This is a genomic window from Streptomyces morookaense (assembly GCF_013030945.1).
GTDB classification, from domain to species: Bacteria; Actinomycetota; Actinomycetes; order Streptomycetales; family Streptomycetaceae; genus Streptomyces; species Streptomyces morookaensis.
This window is the reverse complement of record NZ_JABBXF010000046.1, coordinates 41,261-58,883: the sequence shown is the minus strand read 5'-3', so window position 1 is coordinate 58,883 and position 17,623 is coordinate 41,261. Positions and strand designations below refer to the sequence as shown.

Genomic DNA, 17,623 nt, shown 5'->3' with positions numbered 1-17,623 from the left:
GCCCCCGGATCCAGCGGACCCTCACGACGTCCCATCCCAACCCCCAAGGGTCAGCACGCTTTTGGACGGACACCTTGGCACCGTCATGCACCGGTCGCATATCCGGACAGCATTTTTTCGGCCAGCCGACTCCCACGACCGGCTGCCGGGAGGTTTGTTGCACGGCATGGCCCGGGGGTGCGCAACAACGAGCGGGCCCACGACGCTGTGACGGCGGTCAGCACTCCGACGGTGCACACGGACCGCGGAGAAAGGCGGTGGACCGGCGGCGACGGGGGTGTCGCCGGCCCACCCGGCGAGGGCACGGTCGGGCCGTATCCGTTGCGCTTCGGGCCCGCTGTGCCGCTCACCATCACCCCCGCAATTGCCGGACGAGGGAAGGATCTGCGCAGATGGCATGGAAACCGAGAAATCCCCGACAGCCTCAGGAAGCGTCTTGCAGTGCTCGACGCGGAAGGCGGGCGGCGCGCGGTGCACTGACCGCGGCAACTGCCGTCGCCGCCGCCCTGCTTACCGTCCCGGATTCGGCATCGGCGACGGCGACGTTCGCTACGCCGACCGCACAGACCGGCCTCGACGGCCCTGCCCGCCAAGCGCATGGCACCGATCGGGCCCCAGGACTGCCATCGCGGCAGGCTGCAGGTACCCCTGTGCGCGGCCTCGACGTCAGCGCCTACCAGGAAACCGTGGACTGGTCCTCCGTCGCCGCCGACGGAGCCTCCTTCGCCTACATCAAGGCCACCGAGGGCACCTCGTACACCAGCTCCCGGTTCTCCGCGCAATACGCCGGAGCAGCAGAGGCCGGCCTGATCCGCGGCGCCTACCATTTCGCCAGGCCGGACACATCCTCCGGCCGCACCCAAGCCGACTACTTCATCGACCACGGAGGCGCCTGGCAGCCCGACGGCAGGACCCTCCCCGGTGTCCTGGACATCGAGGCGACGCCGGGCCTGCCGACCTGCTACGGGGTCAGTCCGGGTGCGACAGTGCGCTGGATCGCCTCGTTCGACAACGAATACCGGCGCCGCACCGGCCGCCACCCGGTGATCAACACCAACACGTCGTGGTGGTCGCAGTGCACCGGCAACTCCTCCGCCTTCGCCGCCACCAACCTGATCTGGATCGGCAGCTGGACCGGTACTCCACACCCCCTGCCCAGCGGCTGGTCCACGTACGCCTTCTGGCAGACGTCCGACTCGGGGGCGTTTCCCGGTGATCAGGACGTTTTCAACGGCACCGAGCAGGACCTGCGGAACCTCGCCGCCAACGGCACCTACACGCCCCCACCGCCCCCAGCGGCCGACGCGTGGCCGGTCGTCCAGCAGGGGTACAAGGGCCGCCAGGTGACCACCATCCAGTACCTGCTCAAAGCCCATGGCGCGGCGCTGTCGGTCGACGGCTCCTTCGGTGCCGCCACGCATGACGCCGTGGTCGCCTTCCAAGCCCGCAACCAGCTCACACCCGACGGCATCGTCGGGCCCCACACCTGGCAAGCCCTCATCACCACCGTTGGGCAAGGCGCCCGCGGTCCGGCTGTCAGCGCGGTGCAGGCCGAACTGAAAGCCCATGGCGCGGCGCTGTCGGTCGACGGCTCCTTCGGTGCCGCCACGCATGACGCCGTGGTCGCCTTCCAGACCCGCAACCAGCTCACCCCCGACGGCATCGTCGGCCCCAACACCTGGCTGGCGCTGGTCAACTGACCGGGTCCGGCTGCATGCGGTGGCAACGGGGGTGCGCAACAACGATGGAAATACGGCGACGGCGTGTGCTGCAGGCTTTGTCCATGCCCCATCGGCGTCTTCACCCGCCGAGTGGTCTCGGGCCCGGTCGCTGTCCGAACGTTGTTGTCCGGTGCGGCTCGTCCCACCCCCGGGCAACCCGTTGCCACCACAGTCCTGACTGCCCGCATTGATCGAAAATGGGAGCGAACTCATGAAGTTCTCCACTTTGAGCAGCTCGGCGGCTGCCGCCGTCATCCTTGGCCTCGGGGGGCTGGCCGGACCGGCATCCGTAGGCGAGGTCGCCCACGCGGGTTGACTGCCCTCGGGGCATGTGGGGCTCAGGCTGAAGTTCCGGCGGGGCGGATCCTTCGTCCTGAAGACCAAGGCGGTGCGGGTCAGCCGCCTGGCCGACCTGGCCGGCGTCGAAGACCAGGTGCTCGACCTGTACCGGCGGGGAAAGTGGCGGCGGGAGTGGGTGCTGGTCATGGAAGTGGCATCGGCGGGCCGGTGATCGTGGTCATCGCCAAGGAGTCCGGTGCGCACTCGGTGGTGAACCTGGGCGCCGACGCGGTCGTCGGGGAGTTCGATCTCGGCCGCGTGCGCGGCAGCCTCGGCATCGGCTCCGAGAGCGGCCTGGGAGCCAGGTTCACCACCCGGGAGCCGAGCACGGTCCTGTGGCGCGGGATGTACGTCAGCGGTGGCCTGATCGGATCGGCGCGGCTGAAACAGCGCGGCGAGGCGGAACCCGAGGCCCGCTGGGGCCTACGCCCGCCGCACGAGCTGGACACCTCGGAGCTGTACCTCACGGAACCGATGGACTTCAGCGAGATTCCGACGGCTCCCGGAGAACCGACGGCGGACTGAACCATCGTTTCTGGGCCTACTGGGCCTAAGAGATCGTCTCAACTGGCTTGATCACTAGGCTGGCGGCCGTGATGGCGATGGTGGAGCGGCTGGTGCCGGACGGGTTGTGGGAGTTGTTCCAGCGGGTGGTTCCGGCGGCGCCGGTGCGGCCGCAGGGTGGTGGACGGCGCCGGTACGGGGGCCGGCAGGTGTTGGCTGCCATCGTGTTCGTGGCCACGACCGGCTGCACGTGGCGGCAACTGCCGCCGGGCTTTGGCCCGTCCGGGCCGACCGCGCACCGCCGCTTCACCGAGTGGAGCCGGGCCCGCGTGTGGGGCAAGCTCCATCGTCTGGTCCTGGACGAGCTCGGCGCACGCGGCGGGCTGGCCTGGTCGCGGTGCGCGATCGACTCGGTGAACATGCGGGCCCTCAAAGGGGGGACCTGACGGGTTCGAATCCCGTAGATCGCGGCAAGAAGGGATCAAAGATCCACTTGAGCACGGAGTAGACCGGTCTGCCCCTCTTCATCGGGATCTCGGCTGCGAACACCCACGACAGTCAGGGTCTGGAGCCTATGGTGCGGGGCATCCCGCCCATCCGCTCCCGCCGTGGGCCGCGCCGCCGTCGACCGGCCAAGCTGCACGGCGACAAGGGTTACGATTCCGACCGGCTGCGCACGTGGCTCCGCTCCAGCAACATCACACCGCGTATCGCGCGCCGGGGCATCGAATCCTCCCAGCGCCTTGGCCGTCACCGTTGGACCGTGGAGCGCACCGTAGCGTGGCTGTCCGGATGCCGCCGTCTGCACCGTCGCTACGAGCGGAAGGCCGAACACTTCCTGGCGTTCGCCGGCATCGCCGCCGTCCTGATCTGCTACCGCAGGCTGACAGCCTGACCGGCAAGCCCCTCCGAGCTGGGATGATCCATGCCGTAACCGAATGCCCCCGATAGAGGGGGGTGCCCGCCGCATAGACGGCACACACCAGCGAGGAACGCCATGACCGACTACCTGGCCGCCGCCATGGCGATGCTCGGCCCAGCCCAGAACCGCTACGCCGACCCCGTCGCCTGGGACCGGCTCCACGCAGAACTCGACATCCGGCTGCCGACCGACTACCAGACCCTCGTGGACGCCTACGCTCCCATCCAGCTTAACGGCCACCTGTACCTGCACCACCCCGCGACCGAACGCTGGAACCTGGGCCAGGGCATACGGGACACGGTCCGCGCCTGGTCCGAGGTGTCGTGGGACGACCTCGACCCGGACGAGGACCCCCGCCTGCTGTGCGGACTCACGGAGCTGAGCTTTGGCACCCGCAACGGACTGTGGCCGATCGCCAGCACCGACCGAGGCGAGACAATCTTCCTCGTCGCTGCGAGCGCCACGGCCCCGTGGCTCCTGGTCGAAGACGGTGAAGGCGGCTGGGCACGCTACGACATGAGCTTCGCCGAATGGCTCTACCGCTACCTCATCGGCGAAGACATGGCCGGCCCCAACACGGCCGCCTTCTACCCCGGCCCGGTACAGCTGCGCCGGCTTCCAATGACCGTTGGCGAACGCCCAGAGCCGTGGAGCGGGCCAGACCGCGGCATGTAACCCTGCCGCCACGGCAGTCGCAGCACCCACCAAGTTGCCTGGAGAGCCAAACGAGACGATCTCTAAATGGTCTGGGTGAAGTGGGCTGCGGGGGGGGGGTAGGCGTTCTGCGGGAGGGACGCCATGCCGAAGTACCTCCATGTCAAATGCAACCCGGTCAACGTCCGCGCCGCGGTTCACCGTTTCGAGAAGGGCGGCCTGGCCGCGCTGCCGGACGCAGCCCGGCCGGGCCGCCCGGCGAAGATCCTGGGCCCGGACGATCGTGCTGCGCTGGCCGAGATGCTGGACGCCTCTGACGAGGTGGGGATCACCTGGATCGTCCCCGCGCTGCGCGACTGGCTGGGTGCACAGCGCGGCGTGGAGATCTCCGCGTACTGGTTGTGGGAGTTGCTGCGTCGCGACGGCTTCCGCTGGAAACGCAGTCGCAACAGCGTTCGGCACCAGGCCGACCCCCGTCCTCCAGCAGACTGCCTGGGCCCAGCTGGAGGACTTGCGGCCTTGCGACAGGACACCGACACCGGGAAGCGTGACCTGATCTTCCTGGACGAGTCCGGGTTCGCCCCGACCATGCCCACCGGCGAGAACCGGGCAGCGGGCGGTGGTGCCCCGGGAGGACACCAGAACCGGCGGGTCAACGTGCTCGGCGCCCAGATCGCTGGCACCGCCCCGGACCTGCTCTGGCAGCGCGCCTGTGGAAAGTTCGATGGGACCGTGCTGCTGGATTTCGTCTGCATGTGGATCGCCGGGCTGCGCGGCAGAGTCGGTGCCCTGGAGCTGTCCGCCGACGGCCTCGGCATCGAGGCGATACCGGCTTGTGAGCGTGCCCCGCCGTGCACGGTGGTGCTGGACAACGCCTCCGCACACACGTCCAGAGTATTCAAAGGCCAGCGGGGCCAGCTGGTGAAGATCGGGGTGGAGCTGTCCTATCTCCCGCCGCACAGCCCGGAGTTGAACGACATCGAGCTGGTATGGCGCCAAGCGAAGTACCAGGACTATCCGTAACGTGCCCAGACCAGCACTGACGCGATCGGCGAGGCCGTCGACCGGGCGATGCTGCGGCAACGCGACCGGATCCGGAGAACAGCACCGCACTTCACCCAAGCCGCCTAGGTCTCACTCTGCCGCAATCACGGTCGGGTGCAGCCAGGATCCACACCCATCGGCGACCGTGGACGGCCCGGTGTTCGTGTCCCGGTCAACGCGCCAGCTGCCAAACCACAGCCGGCTGCCTCTCATCGCGTGGCTCGGCAAACGTCGCGAGCGACCGTCACCGCGGTGTGGGGCGTCGCCGCCATTCCCTCGCAAACGCCAAGGTGACCAGTGCAGGCCCGCATCAACCCAACTGACTACCGTCACCTACTTGGTAGCAGGTCAGTATCAGCCCCACCGGATCCATAATCCTCAGCGGCGCATGAGCAGGACGGCATCTGCCTCACGACGTGCCAGACGTCCCGCCTCACGCACTTGCGCTTCCGTCATGCCGCGCGCAAGCTGAATGGCCTCATGGATCCCGTCAGCGTTACCGCGGTCGAGCATGGTCAGGAACCATCGCACTGCCTGAACAGGATCTGCATCCACACCTGTGCCGTCGCGATACCAGCATCCTGCCACGTACATTGCGGGAGCATGGCCGGATTCCGCCGCTGACACGTACCAGGACAAAGCCTCCTCGTCATGGCCTTGCGCCGACAGCTTGTCGCCAAGCAACGCACAGGCTTCTGGGATCCCGCGCTCCGACGCACACCTCAGCCATCGCATGAACTCGCGGACGTTTCGACCAACGCCATGACCGTTATAGTAATTGATGGCAAGGTTGTATGCAGCGTACCCGTCACCACTGTTGGCCGCCTCAAGGGAAAGTTGATTTGCCTTAACTGGATCCCTATGGACGGCGACACCGCTGTTGAGCATAAAACCGAGTCCGCGTTTCCCCTCGACTACGCCGGCTTCTGCCGCCTCACCGAAAAGGCGTGCAGCACGAGCAGGATCGGATCCTGTGTCGAGAAGTACTCCGCCGAGCAAAGCCTTCGCCTCGGCATCCCCGCACTTCAGCAGCTCTTCCAGTCGAGAGGCGAGGCCGACAAGTTTTTCCCTCATTCCAGGAGCGCCACGGCGTTTCGCATGCATATACCAGTTGCCCGCAGCTACAGCATCCCCACAGGCCAACGCACCGTCTCCTCGCTCGACCAGTACGGCCAGCGGAACACCTGCCGGGTAGGCCCGCCAGTCGCGGGTCTCGTCAGTCGATGCGACTCTCCATCTCAAGCGACCCGTACTGCATCCCTTCGGCCTATGAACACCTCGAGCCGGGTACCGAAGCGCCCGGTCTCGGGTTCAGATAGCACGGGAGACAGTTCGGCGGCATCGTGAGTCGGGGACGGCAGGCCAGCGCGGGCCCCGACAGGGTGACGGCTGCCGCAGGGACGAATGACTACAGGGATCCATCATCTTCAGCACCGCACAAGCAGGCTCGGATCCCGTAGGTCAGGGTAGACCGGATCAACGGCATGTTGGCTTCGCTCACACCAGACCAACTGTGAGTACATGCAAGAATCACGCTCATGATTCCCGAGGTGAGCACGAAAAGCATCAGTCCACGACCAGCCTACGCTGAATCTCAATCAGCCTGACACAGTTGTCGTTCTGCCGCTCCGTATCCGGCGTCACCCTTGGAATCCGCTCACTGTTGAGCACAGCCTCGTATGACGCCGACATCACCTCAAGAGTGTCCGCCGCACTCATTTCACCACCCAGACAGTCGACGTAAGTTGAGATGGCCATCACCAGGGACGTCAGCCCAAGTGCACTGTCACGGTCGGGCAGCAAGTGAAGGGCATCGAAAAATTCCTCCGACCCGACCCCCTCTTCATCCTCTCCTTCAAGCAGTCCTTGACAGCGAAGCAATGTCTGCCGAATGAACGAAACCGTCTCTTGCGCAAAGAGCGCCTCGAAGGATGGACGGAAGGAGTCGAGCGCGACGGAGATTGCTTCGAGAGAAATCGATCGTCGCCGCTCGACGGAAAGAGCCGAAAGGGACTCTTCCCACCCCTCCGACTCATAGTCCCAGAGCAGCAATTCAAACCTCCTCAACCAGGAGGGGCAACTCCCGAGAGTCGCCCCTCCACCTCGTCAGTCAGTCTAGACCGATCGCAACGCAGTCACGGCCATCATCGGCCCCACGGCGGGACCCTGGATTGATCAAAAAGTTGAACGTGAGGAAAGTCTGCCGCACGCCCGGCACAGTTCTGGCGCCTCTCGTCGCACGCGGGCCTGGAAGCAGCGATGGCGCCCCGGCCTTCGAGAGTCCCATCCTCTATGGCATTCATGAGTATCTGTTCGGCATCGGTCTGCAGTCCTGGAACAACATATTCTGCGCCATTGATCCGCTCATATCCCAGTTGATCCGCCAACTTACGCATTGCGGGAGTTGTCCCGTTATTGCTGACGGAATAGACTAGCCTGCCACCAAGCTCTGCCGTGGCCACTGTAATTCCTTGATCGGCCCTCTTGTTCCCGGAGGTGGGAGGGTTCTGCGGATTCCGGATTCCCGCATCATGAATGGCCGAAGCGTCTGCCAACAGTTGTTGCGGCGAACGACTTGTAGCACTGCACGCCGGCCCGGAGACCAGGTTCGGCGCTGGAGCCGAATCACAAGCAGCGGCTTGTGGGGAGCCGCCAGTGGCTGGGAGCGGTACGCATGTACCTCCCCCAGAGCCACCCGGACCGCAGTACACCGTTCCGGTGTCCGGGTCGAGCAGGTTGCCGTTGGCGGTGCATTGGTAGCCGAGCATGCCGCCGACGCAGCCGCCCGTACCCACAGGGTCGTTGGACGAGCCGAGCCCGCCCGAGGGGGTGCCCAGGCCGGCAGAGCCGTTCGCGGTGGGCGCGTGCGCGACCGGGGTGAGGGGCGTGGCCTGGACGGTGATTGGTCCGGCATCCGACGGGCCGGTGCCCGGGCCCTTGGTGCCTGACTGCTGGGTGACCCCCGAGCCGGAAGGCTGTCCGGTCGGCGCCTTGCCGGGGTTCTGCTTCAAGCCGGACTTGGCGGTCGGCGGCGGCGGGGCTTCGCTGTGTGTGTTGCAGCTCGAGTAGCCGGCGGCCAGGCCGAATTCGTCGGCCAGCCAGCTCACACCCTCGCTGACGCTCTCGCTGACCGTGGTGTAGATGACACCGTCTTCGGGAACGGATGCTCCGTCGCTGAAGAAGGTGACACCAGCGACAACCACTCCACCGACCAGAGCGCCTGTGATGTCCGAGGCGCTCCAGCTGTCGTCCCCGCCGTCGCTCGACGCGGTGGACGGGACGTCGGAGTTCCAGCTGTCATCTGAATTCCAGTAGCTCGTACTACCGCCGGGGTCGTTGACCGGTGGGGACGAATTGGAGTCCGAACCGGTATCGCTTGACGAGGAGTCGGCACCGGAGCCGGTGTCGTCTCCCGAGTCGTCATTTCCGTAGTAGTAGTTGCTACCGGAGTTGTCGTCCGAGCCGGATCCGGAGTAAACGGGGGACCAGTCGGACTCCGGGTCCGAAGCGGAGGAGACGTAGGGGAGGGCGATGGGGTGATGTGTGCCGCAGGCGCTGTTGCCGCTGGGGTCGGTGTTGCCCAACGGATCGGCGTTGCCGTAGGCGTATGGGTTGCCGGCGACCGACGGGGTCGGTTCCTGGAGGGTGGCGTCGCGGCTGGTGAAGTTGCCTGTCGACGGGTCGTACCAACGGCTGGCGGTGGCGACCCGCTTGGTGTTCGGGTCGGTCCAGCCGCCCTGGTGGCCCAGGTGGTGCTGGGTACCCGAGGAGGCCGTGTTCTGGCCGAAGGGGTCGTAGGCGGTGGAGCCGGCCAGAGCAGTACCGGTGGCGGTGAACGTGGCGGTCAGGTCGCCGTGTTGGTTGGTGAAGGCGAGCGCCGCGCCGGAGCTGCCGCCGACGCTGAGGAGTTGGCCGTTCGGGGTGCGGCCGTAGGTTTCGGTGCCGTCCGAGACGATGGTGTTGTCGGTGCCGTTGTAGGTGAAGGTGTTGCTGCCGGCGGTGGCCAGTCGGCCGAGGGCGTCGTGAGTGTAGGACGTCGTGCCGTCGGTGGTGAGCTGGTCGAAGGCGTCGTAGGAGAGGTTCTCCGTGGTGCCGCCGCCGCTCTTCGAGGCGAGCGTGCCCCGGGACGAGTAGGTGTAGGTCGTGGTGGATGACCCGGCCGTCGTGGCGGTGAGCTGGTCGCGGGCGTTGTAGGTGGCGTTGGTGGTGGTGGATCCGGTGGTGGTGCTGGTGCGGTTGCCGGCGCCGTCGTAGCCGTAACTGGTCGTGGTGGACCCGTTGTTGGAGGAGGTCAGGCGCCCGGCCTGGTCATAGGTATAGGTGTTGGCCGAGGCCCCTGCCGTGCCCGTCGTCGTCTGCGCTGTGATGCGGCCGTTGGCGTCGTAGCCGTAGGTGATGGCCGCTTCGCTGGCGCCGCCGGCGGCGGTGAGGGTCTGTCCGGTCAGCCGGTGCTGGCTGTCGTAGGTGAAGCTCTGGTTGGCGGCGCCGGTACCTCCGTAGGCGATGCCGGTGACCTGCCCGAGGTTGTTGCGGCTGTAGGTGAGGGTGTTGCCGGTGAGGGGGTCGGCGACGGTAGCCAGGGCTCCGGCAGGGTCGTAGGTGAAGGTGGCGGTGCCGGTCTTGTCGGTGCGGGATGCCACCTGACCGTTGGCGTTGTAGCTGTAGCTCGCACTGCCGGAAGGACCGGTTGCGGAAAGGATTTTGCCGCGGTCGTCGTAGGTGTAGGTGTTGGTGCCGTTGGGGGCGCTGCTCGAGGTGAGTCGGCCGTCGGCGTCATATCCGAAAGCGCGGCTGGTGGTGGGTGTTTCGGCGCCGCTGCCGTTCTGGCCGGTCAGGTGCCCGTCGGCGTCATAGGTGTTGGTCTGGGTGACGCCTCCGGGACGCGTGATGGTGACCGCATGGCCGTTGGCGTCGTAGGCGGTCGTGGTTGTGCGGTCGGAAGCGTTGGGGAAGGCGGGCGTGCTCGGCTCGATGAGCGATTCAGGCAGGCCGAGAGTGTTGTAGGTGGTGACGATGGCGTTGTTGTTGCCATCGGTGTAGCGGGTGCGCCGTCCTGCGGCGTCGTAACCGAAGCTGGTGGTGATGGTCGAGGTCGATGAGACCGGCTCGGTCTGCTGCACCAGGTTGCCGACGGCGTCGTAGGAGAAGGTGTTGGTCGTTCCCGCCGCGTTGGTGGCCGAGGTCTTGTCGCCCACCGGGTCGTAACCGTACGACGCGGTGGCCGTCGTCTTGCCGGTGCTGTCCAAGGTGGCCGCTGCGGTCAGGCGACCGGCCAGGTCATAGGTGCTGGTGGTGGCGGTGCTGTCCGGCAGCGTGGTCTTGGTGACCCTGCCGTCTAGGTCGTATGTGCTGTTGGTGGTGTGGGTCAGCGGGTCGGTGGTGGTGAGCCGATCGCCGGCCGCGTCGTAGGTGGAGGTGGCCTTCTGCCCGCCCGGCAGGGTGACGGAGGTGCGGTTGCCCGCGCCGTCGTATCCATAGGTGAGGGTGTCGGTCGTCGTTGAGGGCTGTCGGACGACCTGGCTGATGGTCAGGGGGCGGCCGAGGTCGTCGTAGGTGCCCTGGGTGATGGCGCCGGTCGGGTCGGTGATGGACAGCACTTCACCGTCGGTGTCATATGTGTTGTGCGTGGTCGGCGAGGTGCCGCCGACGGCGGGTCTGACCGTCTGGGCCAGGTTGCCGAACTGGTCGTAGGTGTACTTGGTGACGTTGCCCAGGGCATCGGTGGCCACAGTGGGACGGCCTGCCACGTCGTAGGCGAGGGTGGCTGTCGGAGTGGTCGATGTGGTGGAGCCGGGCGCGGTGTAAGCGGGCTGGGAGGTAGCGACCTGTTCAGAGTCCGCGTCGTAGGTGTAGGTGGTGATGGTGCCGTCGGGGTTGTCGACGGAGGTCTCGTCGCCGAAGGTGTCGTAGCCGTTCAGCGTGATGGGGTGGACCTGCTGCGGTGCCCCACCGTTGGTCTCGGCGTTGATGACGGGGGCGGTGACCTGGGTGAGTCGCCCGGCGGGGTCGTACGCGTAACTGGTGGTGTACGCCGCCGCGTTGGCGCCCGAGACGTTCCCGCGTGGGTCGATCGTGGCGGTCGGCAGGCCGCGCTTGTCGTAGGTCCAGGTGGTGACCAGGTTGGCCGAGCCGTTGTGGACGGTTTGCGAGGTGCGGTCTCCGAGGGCGTCGTAGGCGTAGTCGGTCTGCTCGGTGGTTCCGCCGCCGGTCTTGGACGTGGAGGTGAGGTTGCCGTCCGCGTCGTAGCTGTAGGAAGTGATGCGATTCAGGCCGTACGGGTCGAAGGTGGCCTTGGTGGTGCGGCCTGCAGGGTCGACGGTGTAGTCGGTCTCGATGCCTGCGTTGGTGTCCTGGCTCTCCGTCAGGTTGCCTGCGCCGTCGTGGGCGTAGGCATGCAGCACCTTGGTGCTGGTGGAGCCGTCCGGGTTGTGGAAGTTGCTGAGGTAGCTCTCGATGAGCTGGTGGTTCCAGTTGTAGTAGTAACCCGTGGTCCGGCCCATGGCGTCGGTGTCCGAAGCGAGCAGACCCGCAGGGTCGTAGGCGCGGGAGTCGACCACGAGCGACGTCGGCGAGGAGGGGTTGACGGGGTCGCCGGTGAAGTTGGTGAGCGTGGTGGTGAGGAGCTCGCCGGTCGGCGAGTAGGCGTAGGCGTACGAGGTGCCGTTGGGGTTGGTCTGTGCGGTGCGGTCGCCATAGGCGTCGTAGCCGTACGAGGTGGTGCGGTTGGCCGGGTCGGTGGCGGAGGCGAGTTGGCCGTAGGAGTTGTAGGTCCAGCTACTGGTCCGGGTGGCGTCCTTGCCCGTGGTGTCGGCCACGGCCTGAGAGGTGGTCTTGCCGTCCGCGTCGTAGACGTAGGTGGTCTGCGGGGTGTGGACGGTGCCGGTGACGGCATCGGTGGTGGCCGGGCCAGTGCGGGTGGCCAGACGGTCCTGGGCGTCGTAGGAGTAGCTGGTGGTGACGCCCGACGGGTAGGTGTCGGAGACCTGGGTCTGGGTCAGGCGACGGCCGAGCTGGTCGTAGGTGTAGGTGGTCTTCAGCCCCGACGGCGTGGTGGTCTGTGCGAGGTCGCCGGCGCTGTCGTAGGCGTAGGCCGTGGTGTTGCCGTTGGGGTCCTTGCTGGTGGCGAGCAGACCGGGCGGTTCGGCGCCGCCGCCGATCGCGGACTCGGTACCAGATGTGTAGGTGTTGGTGGTGGTGTTGCCGTCCGGGTCCTTCGAGGTGAGGACGTCGCCGGTAACCGAGTAGGTGAAGCTTGTGGCGTACGTCGTGTCGGTCGGGCCGGAGGAGCGGCCGTCGGCGACGGCGGTGGCCTCGTCGTTGCGGGGATCGGTGACCGCGTAGGTGCCGGACGCCGGGTAGGTGTTGTAGCTGGTGGTGGTGTCGTTGTGGATGTCGCTGTTGGTGGTGGACAGGACATCACCACGGGCGTTGTGAGTCGTGGTGGTGAAGTCGCCGTCAGGGTCGGTGGTGGTGGAGAGGAAGCCACCGGTGTCGTAGCTGTAGGAAGTGGTGAAGCCGAGGGCGTTGCTCGCCGAGATGAGACGGCCGCTGTTGCCGGGGTCGTAGCGGTACGTCAGGGTCTTGCCGGTCGGATCGGTCACATTCGCCGCGGTGACCGGGGTGGCGCCGGAGGAGGAGCCGCGGGCCGAGTAGTGGGCGGCCACTGTGGCGGTGCTGAGTGCCTGGTTGAAGGTGGCGGCCTCGGCGATGGAGCCGTTGAAGTAGCCGTTGATGTTCGTGGCCGAGTGTGCAGGCCAGCCGCCCGTGTATCCCGCACCGATGGTGACGGTGGTCTGGGTGCTGAAGTCGAGTTGGCTGTTGCCGGTGCGGGTGTCGACCTGCTTGCCGTCCAGGTTGAGCGTTTGCTTGCCGCTGGTGTTGGCGGTCAGGACGACCTGGTGCCAGTTGCCGTCGGTAACAGCGGTGGAGGACTGCATCGGCGAGAGGCTGTCGTCCCACCACTGACCGTACAGATGGCCGTCGGTCCCGACGTACAGCGCGGGGGTCCAGTCGGGGCTGGGCGTGGTGCCGATGGCGCCGCACTGGTAGCTGAAGAGCGTGCCGCCGCCTGTGGTGGTCTTGAACCACAGTTCAAGGGAGATGTTGGCGGTGACCTTGCCCTTGTAGATTGTGGTGCTCGGCAGCGATATGTAGGAGTTGGTGCCGTTGAACGAGGCCGAGGTCTCCGGTCCACCGGGGAACAGGCCGGCGGCGCCCAGAGTGACGTTGATGTAGGTGGCCGGGCCGCTGGACCACCAGTTGGAGGCAGTCGTACCAGGCACCTCGTTGGCCGCTTGGGTGCCTGAGGTGTCGCCGAGGCGCCAGTAGTTGGGGGCGTTCGATGAGATGACGGCATTGCGGTAGTAGGCACCCGAGCCTGCGGTGGACGGCGTGCCCAGCTTCCAGGTGCCGCCGTTGCCGTCGAGGATCTGGCCGGCGCGATCCTTGACCGGGTCGTAAGAAGCCTGCAGACGGGTCTTGCCCGACGGAGCGGTGATTCCGGTCAGTTCCGTGGCCGCATGCGTGCCGGCCGCGTACTGCTGGGCGACGGCGGGTGCGCCGAGGGCGTGGGTGTAGAAGGCGACCTCGGCGATCTGCCCAGTGAAGTAATTGGTGTAGGCCGTGTTGCTGGAGGTGCTGTAGTGGGGCTCGTCCGGCCAGGCACCGCCGGTGAACCCAGCGCCGATCACGTCCACGGGCTGGCTGGAGATCCCCACCTGTCCGCTCATGGAGCCGACAAGGGAACCGTCGAGGTACAGCGACTGAGTGGTGCCGGCGGCGGAGAGGACGGTGTAGTGCCACTGGCCGTCGGCGACCGACGCGGTGGTGGCGATCGGGTTGACGTGGCCGTTCCACAGCTCGCCGTAGAGCTTGCCGGAGGTGCCGACGTACAGGGCAGGCGTGTAGTTGGGCGTGGTGGTCTTGGTGAGCGGGTCTTGCTGGTAGGAGAAGAGCACACCCGAGCCGGTGGTCTTGAACCACAGCCCCACCGCCGTATAGGAGGCCGAGGTCAACAGGCCGTTGGGCAGCGAAACGTATCCGCTGGAGCCGTTGAACGAGGCGGCGGTGGTTGGCGAACCGGGCAGCGGGCCGGTGTTGCCGAGCGTGACACCGGTGGAGGTGTAGGTGCCGTTGTCGTTGCCTTCGTTGATGGCGACTTCACTGGCCGCCGTGGCACCGGACGACTCGGCCAGTCGCCAGTAGGAGGAGGGATTGGCGTCGATCACTGCGGAGCGGTAGTGCGAGCCGGAGTTGGCGCCGGAAGTGTAGGTGTAGGTGGTGCAGGCGGTCGGGGAGGTGGGCGGGCAGACCCCGGTCAGCTGGTCACCGCTATAGGAGTAGCTCCAGGTCTCGGGGGTGCCGCTGGTGGTGGCCGGGTCGGTGGCCACCTGGGAGACGTGCGCGCCGGTCCAGGTGAAGTGCAACGCGTGGTTGCCAGCGTTGTTGGTGACAGCGGCGAGAGTGCCGTTGCCGTTGTACGCCAGGGTCTCCGAGCGCCCTTCCCGGTCGGTGATCTTCGTCAGTTTCCAGGCGCTGCCGACCTGTTGGCCGAAGGTGTAGATGGTGCCCGACTTGTCGGTGAGGGTGTAGCCACCTCCAGTGACGGTGGCAAAGGTGGCATAGGTGCCCTGCGGCGGGCTGAAGGTACTGCCGTCGGCGTTGAGCCCGAAGCGGGCCTCGTGACCGTCGGCCATGGTGACCACGACCGCCCCGGTGCCGTCGCTGTCGGCGGCGGCGGCCATGTCGTACGGGGTGGACCAGCCAGCGCCGAACAGGGTGGTGGTGCGCGGGTCGAGGGAGTTGTAGGCGCGGTTGATAGCCAGCTTGGGGCCGACGACGGAGACGTTCGCGTCCGTGGCTGAGCTGGTGTAGTCACCGACCTGCGGGTCGAAGTTCCGTCCGCTCGCGGTCTTCGCCGCCGCGCCGAGATGGGAGGTGATCAGCGGTTGCGGGACGGTCGTGGAGAAGTACGACGGATTGCTCCACGCACTGGAGGCGATCGTGTCGCTGTTGGACACCACCCAGTAGTACGGCTGGTTCCAGGCCAGCTTCCCGGACGGGACCACCCACTGCGTCGCGCTGATCGCGCCGGAGTCGGCGAGCAGAGCCGGTGAACCGCTGCTGGGGTTGGAGTAGACCTGGAAGTCGTAGGTCAGGCCCTTGCCCGGATAGCTGTCCGGGTCGTGGCCGCTCGCGAACAGCTGGGGTGTCAGCGAGCCGACGACCGCGTTGGACGGCGGTGCAGTGGAGTCGATCTGCGGTGGCGTGTCGGCGGAGGTGATCTCCACGCAGCTGGTGGGGACGTTGTAGGTGGAGTAGAACGAGGTGGACCCGTTCAGATACATGTCCCAGCACACGTAGTACTGGCCCGGGGTGATCGACCCGATCGCACCGGTCATCGTTACCGTGGAATTCGGGTTCACCGTGGACGGGACCGGGGTCCGGGGCGCGTTCGCGCCCTGGATCTGGGTCCACGCGGTGGTGTAGACCTCCGTGGACAGCGTCATGTTCGACGGCGTCCACGCCGTGGTGCCCCGGTTGGTGACCTGGACCTGCATCGAGCCGTTGGTGGTTGCCGTGGGCTGGGTGTAGGCCTGTGACGAAGGAATGGAGTAGTCGGCGCCGTAGGGGCTGTAGGTGACCGACAGGTACGGCGGGTAGGAGGAGTTGACGGAGGCGAGCTGCTTCCACGCCGCCACCTGCGAGGTGTCCGCGGTCAGTGCCAGGCCCAGGTTGTTCCCGCCGTGCGCCCAGCCCTCGATCAGCTTCACCCCGGCCGCCGACGGGTTGTCGCCCAGGTCGATACCCTGCCAGGACGCACCGCTACAGCTCGAACCGCCGTAGAAGCTGCTGGTGCCGATCGTCGAACCGTAGGAGAGACCTGGGTAGTTGGCGATCGACCCGACGCTCCAGGAGCTGGTGATCGGCGAGACGTTGACGGCCTGCGGGGTGCACCCGCCGGACCAGACATCGTCCACATACAGCGAGGCCTGCTCGATGTAGTCGTTCTGGAACGTCGAGCCCACCGAGCCGAACGACAAGTAGCTGTTGGCGCTGTGCGCGCCTCCGTCGTAGGAGCCGACCTTCAGTACCGAGTCGGTGGAGAAGTTGGTGTTGTACGGGGTCTCGACGTACGTGCTGGAGGTGGCGTTCGTGTTGCTGGTGGTCGGGTCGACCTTGACCGGGAACGCCCGAGAGGAGTCGTGGAGCCAGTCGGCATCCAGCGACACGCGGAGCGCCGGGCCTCCATCCACCGTGGTGAGGCTGTACGCCACACCGGTGGAGATGGCGCCCTCACCAGAGACCTTGTCGCGCTTGGCATCCTCCATGAACCCGTGCGGGATGGTCTCCTTCACCTTCCCGGAGCCATCCGTGAACACGAGGCTTCCATCGGCAGCCAACGACGGCCTCAGGCCGGTGAGATGAAGGGGAAACACCCAGGTGGTCGGCGCAGAGGCATCGTGAAGGACCAGGGTTTCCTTCACACCTGAGGCAGTCACGGCATAGCTCAGATCCGACGAGGAGGCGATGCCGGCGTAGGTGATGGAGTTCTCCGCAGGCTTGCCGGCCACCCGGGCCGCGCCCTGCAACCCGTAGCTGACCTGCTCCCCCGAAGTCGGCCCGTACGAGACCAGAGACGAATCGTTTCCGTCGGCAGCAAAGCTTGCCGGCTGCGAGTCGGCGCTCTCCCGCCACCGGCCATCCGAACCGCGCGTGAGCTTGGTGTCGATGTCGGCCCAGCTGCCGTCGGCCTGTCGGTAATGCACCGGACGGCTGTAGACCCGTGCGGTCAGCGTGCCATCGGCGTTCTGGAACACCGAGGTGCTCGCGGTCCGCTGCTTGACGACCTCCACACCGCTGGTCGCCGGCCCCGGAAGGTCGGGATCACCACCCCCCTCGCCACTGGACGCATCGGCGGTATCGACCGCGGCTTTCGCCTGTCTGCGCTGATGCGCCTTCAACATTGCCTGGCGCGCCGACGCAGGTGGCATCACACGCCGCGTGCTCACCTGCGTCTTGGAGGTGTAGGACTGCCGTGAGGCCGCCGCCGGCCCGTGGGGCGTGGCCGTCGGCAGCGCACCTCGAACCGCGGTGGCCGGGCTACTGGACGCCTGGTTGCCGCGCTTCGAGCGGGTCGTCGACACCCCGACCTGGTGGTGCAACCCGGCCGCTGATCCCGACCGCTGCTGCGGCAACTCCGCAGCCCCGGCCGACACCGCGTCGGCCATGGCCAACGGCACCATCGACTGCGCGGGCGCTGGCGCTGTCGCCAGCATGACCAGCAGCACCCCGCTCACAGCTGCCGCGAGCCAACGCACCTGACGCTGCCACGCCCGGCCAGCACCTGCTGCCATGGCCGTCACCGCCCGCGCCATGGCGACACGGAAACGCACAGTCCAACGGCCCATGGCCGACCCCCGCACAGTCAGACGCCTCC

Annotated in this window: 8 protein-coding genes and 1 pseudogene; 6 read left to right on the top strand and 3 right to left on the bottom strand. The window is 66.9% G+C overall.

The features are described 5' to 3' along the window. The first annotated feature begins 650 nt into the window (after nucleotides 1–650). The 6 genes and pseudogenes from HG542_RS20510 (at nucleotide 651) to HG542_RS20485 (ending at nucleotide 5,163) form a co-directional block, all read left to right on the top strand. Entirely contained in the window at nucleotides 651–1,700 is a 1,050-nt protein-coding gene (locus HG542_RS20510) for a GH25 family lysozyme (RefSeq protein WP_229922806.1), read from the top strand. 352 nt (nucleotides 1,701–2,052) lie between these two features. Continuing rightward, a complete protein-coding gene (locus tag HG542_RS20505) occupies nucleotides 2,053–2,232 on the top strand; it encodes a hypothetical protein (protein ID WP_171083535.1) in 180 nt (59 codons plus the stop codon). Next, nucleotides 2,229–2,585: a hypothetical protein gene (locus tag HG542_RS20500; RefSeq protein WP_171083533.1), complete on the top strand. Its 357-nt coding sequence runs from the start codon at nucleotides 2,229–2,231 to the stop codon at nucleotides 2,583–2,585. Before HG542_RS20505 ends, HG542_RS20500 begins: the two co-directional genes overlap by 4 nt. A gap of 71 nt (nucleotides 2,586–2,656) precedes the next feature. Then, nucleotides 2,657–3,459, top strand: a pseudogene (locus HG542_RS20495) (IS5 family transposase). Nucleotides 3,460–3,561: 102 nt separating this feature from the next. Beyond that, entirely contained in the window at nucleotides 3,562–4,161 is a 600-nt protein-coding gene (locus tag HG542_RS20490) for an SMI1/KNR4 family protein (protein WP_171083531.1), read from the top strand. 123 nt (nucleotides 4,162–4,284) lie between these two features. Then, nucleotides 4,285–5,163, top strand: a complete 879-nt coding sequence (locus tag HG542_RS20485) for a transposase (RefSeq protein WP_171083528.1) — start codon at nucleotides 4,285–4,287, stop codon at nucleotides 5,161–5,163. Nucleotides 5,164–5,562: 399 nt separating this feature from the next. Here the strand turns inward: HG542_RS20485 and HG542_RS20480 are convergent, their stop codons facing one another. From HG542_RS20480 to HG542_RS35685, 3 genes are all read right to left on the bottom strand, one after another. Beyond that, nucleotides 5,563–6,258: a tetratricopeptide repeat protein gene (locus tag HG542_RS20480; RefSeq protein WP_171083525.1), complete on the bottom strand. Its 696-nt coding sequence runs from the start codon at nucleotides 6,256–6,258 to the stop codon at nucleotides 5,563–5,565. 492 nt (nucleotides 6,259–6,750) lie between these two features. Then, nucleotides 6,751–7,236, bottom strand: a complete 486-nt coding sequence (locus tag HG542_RS20475; RefSeq protein ID WP_171083523.1) for a hypothetical protein — start codon at nucleotides 7,234–7,236, stop codon at nucleotides 6,751–6,753. 92 nt (nucleotides 7,237–7,328) lie between these two features. Continuing rightward, entirely contained in the window at nucleotides 7,329–17,540 is a 10,212-nt protein-coding gene (locus HG542_RS35685; protein ID WP_171083522.1) for a LamG-like jellyroll fold domain-containing protein, read from the bottom strand. Between the last annotated feature and the right edge of the window lie 83 nt (nucleotides 17,541–17,623).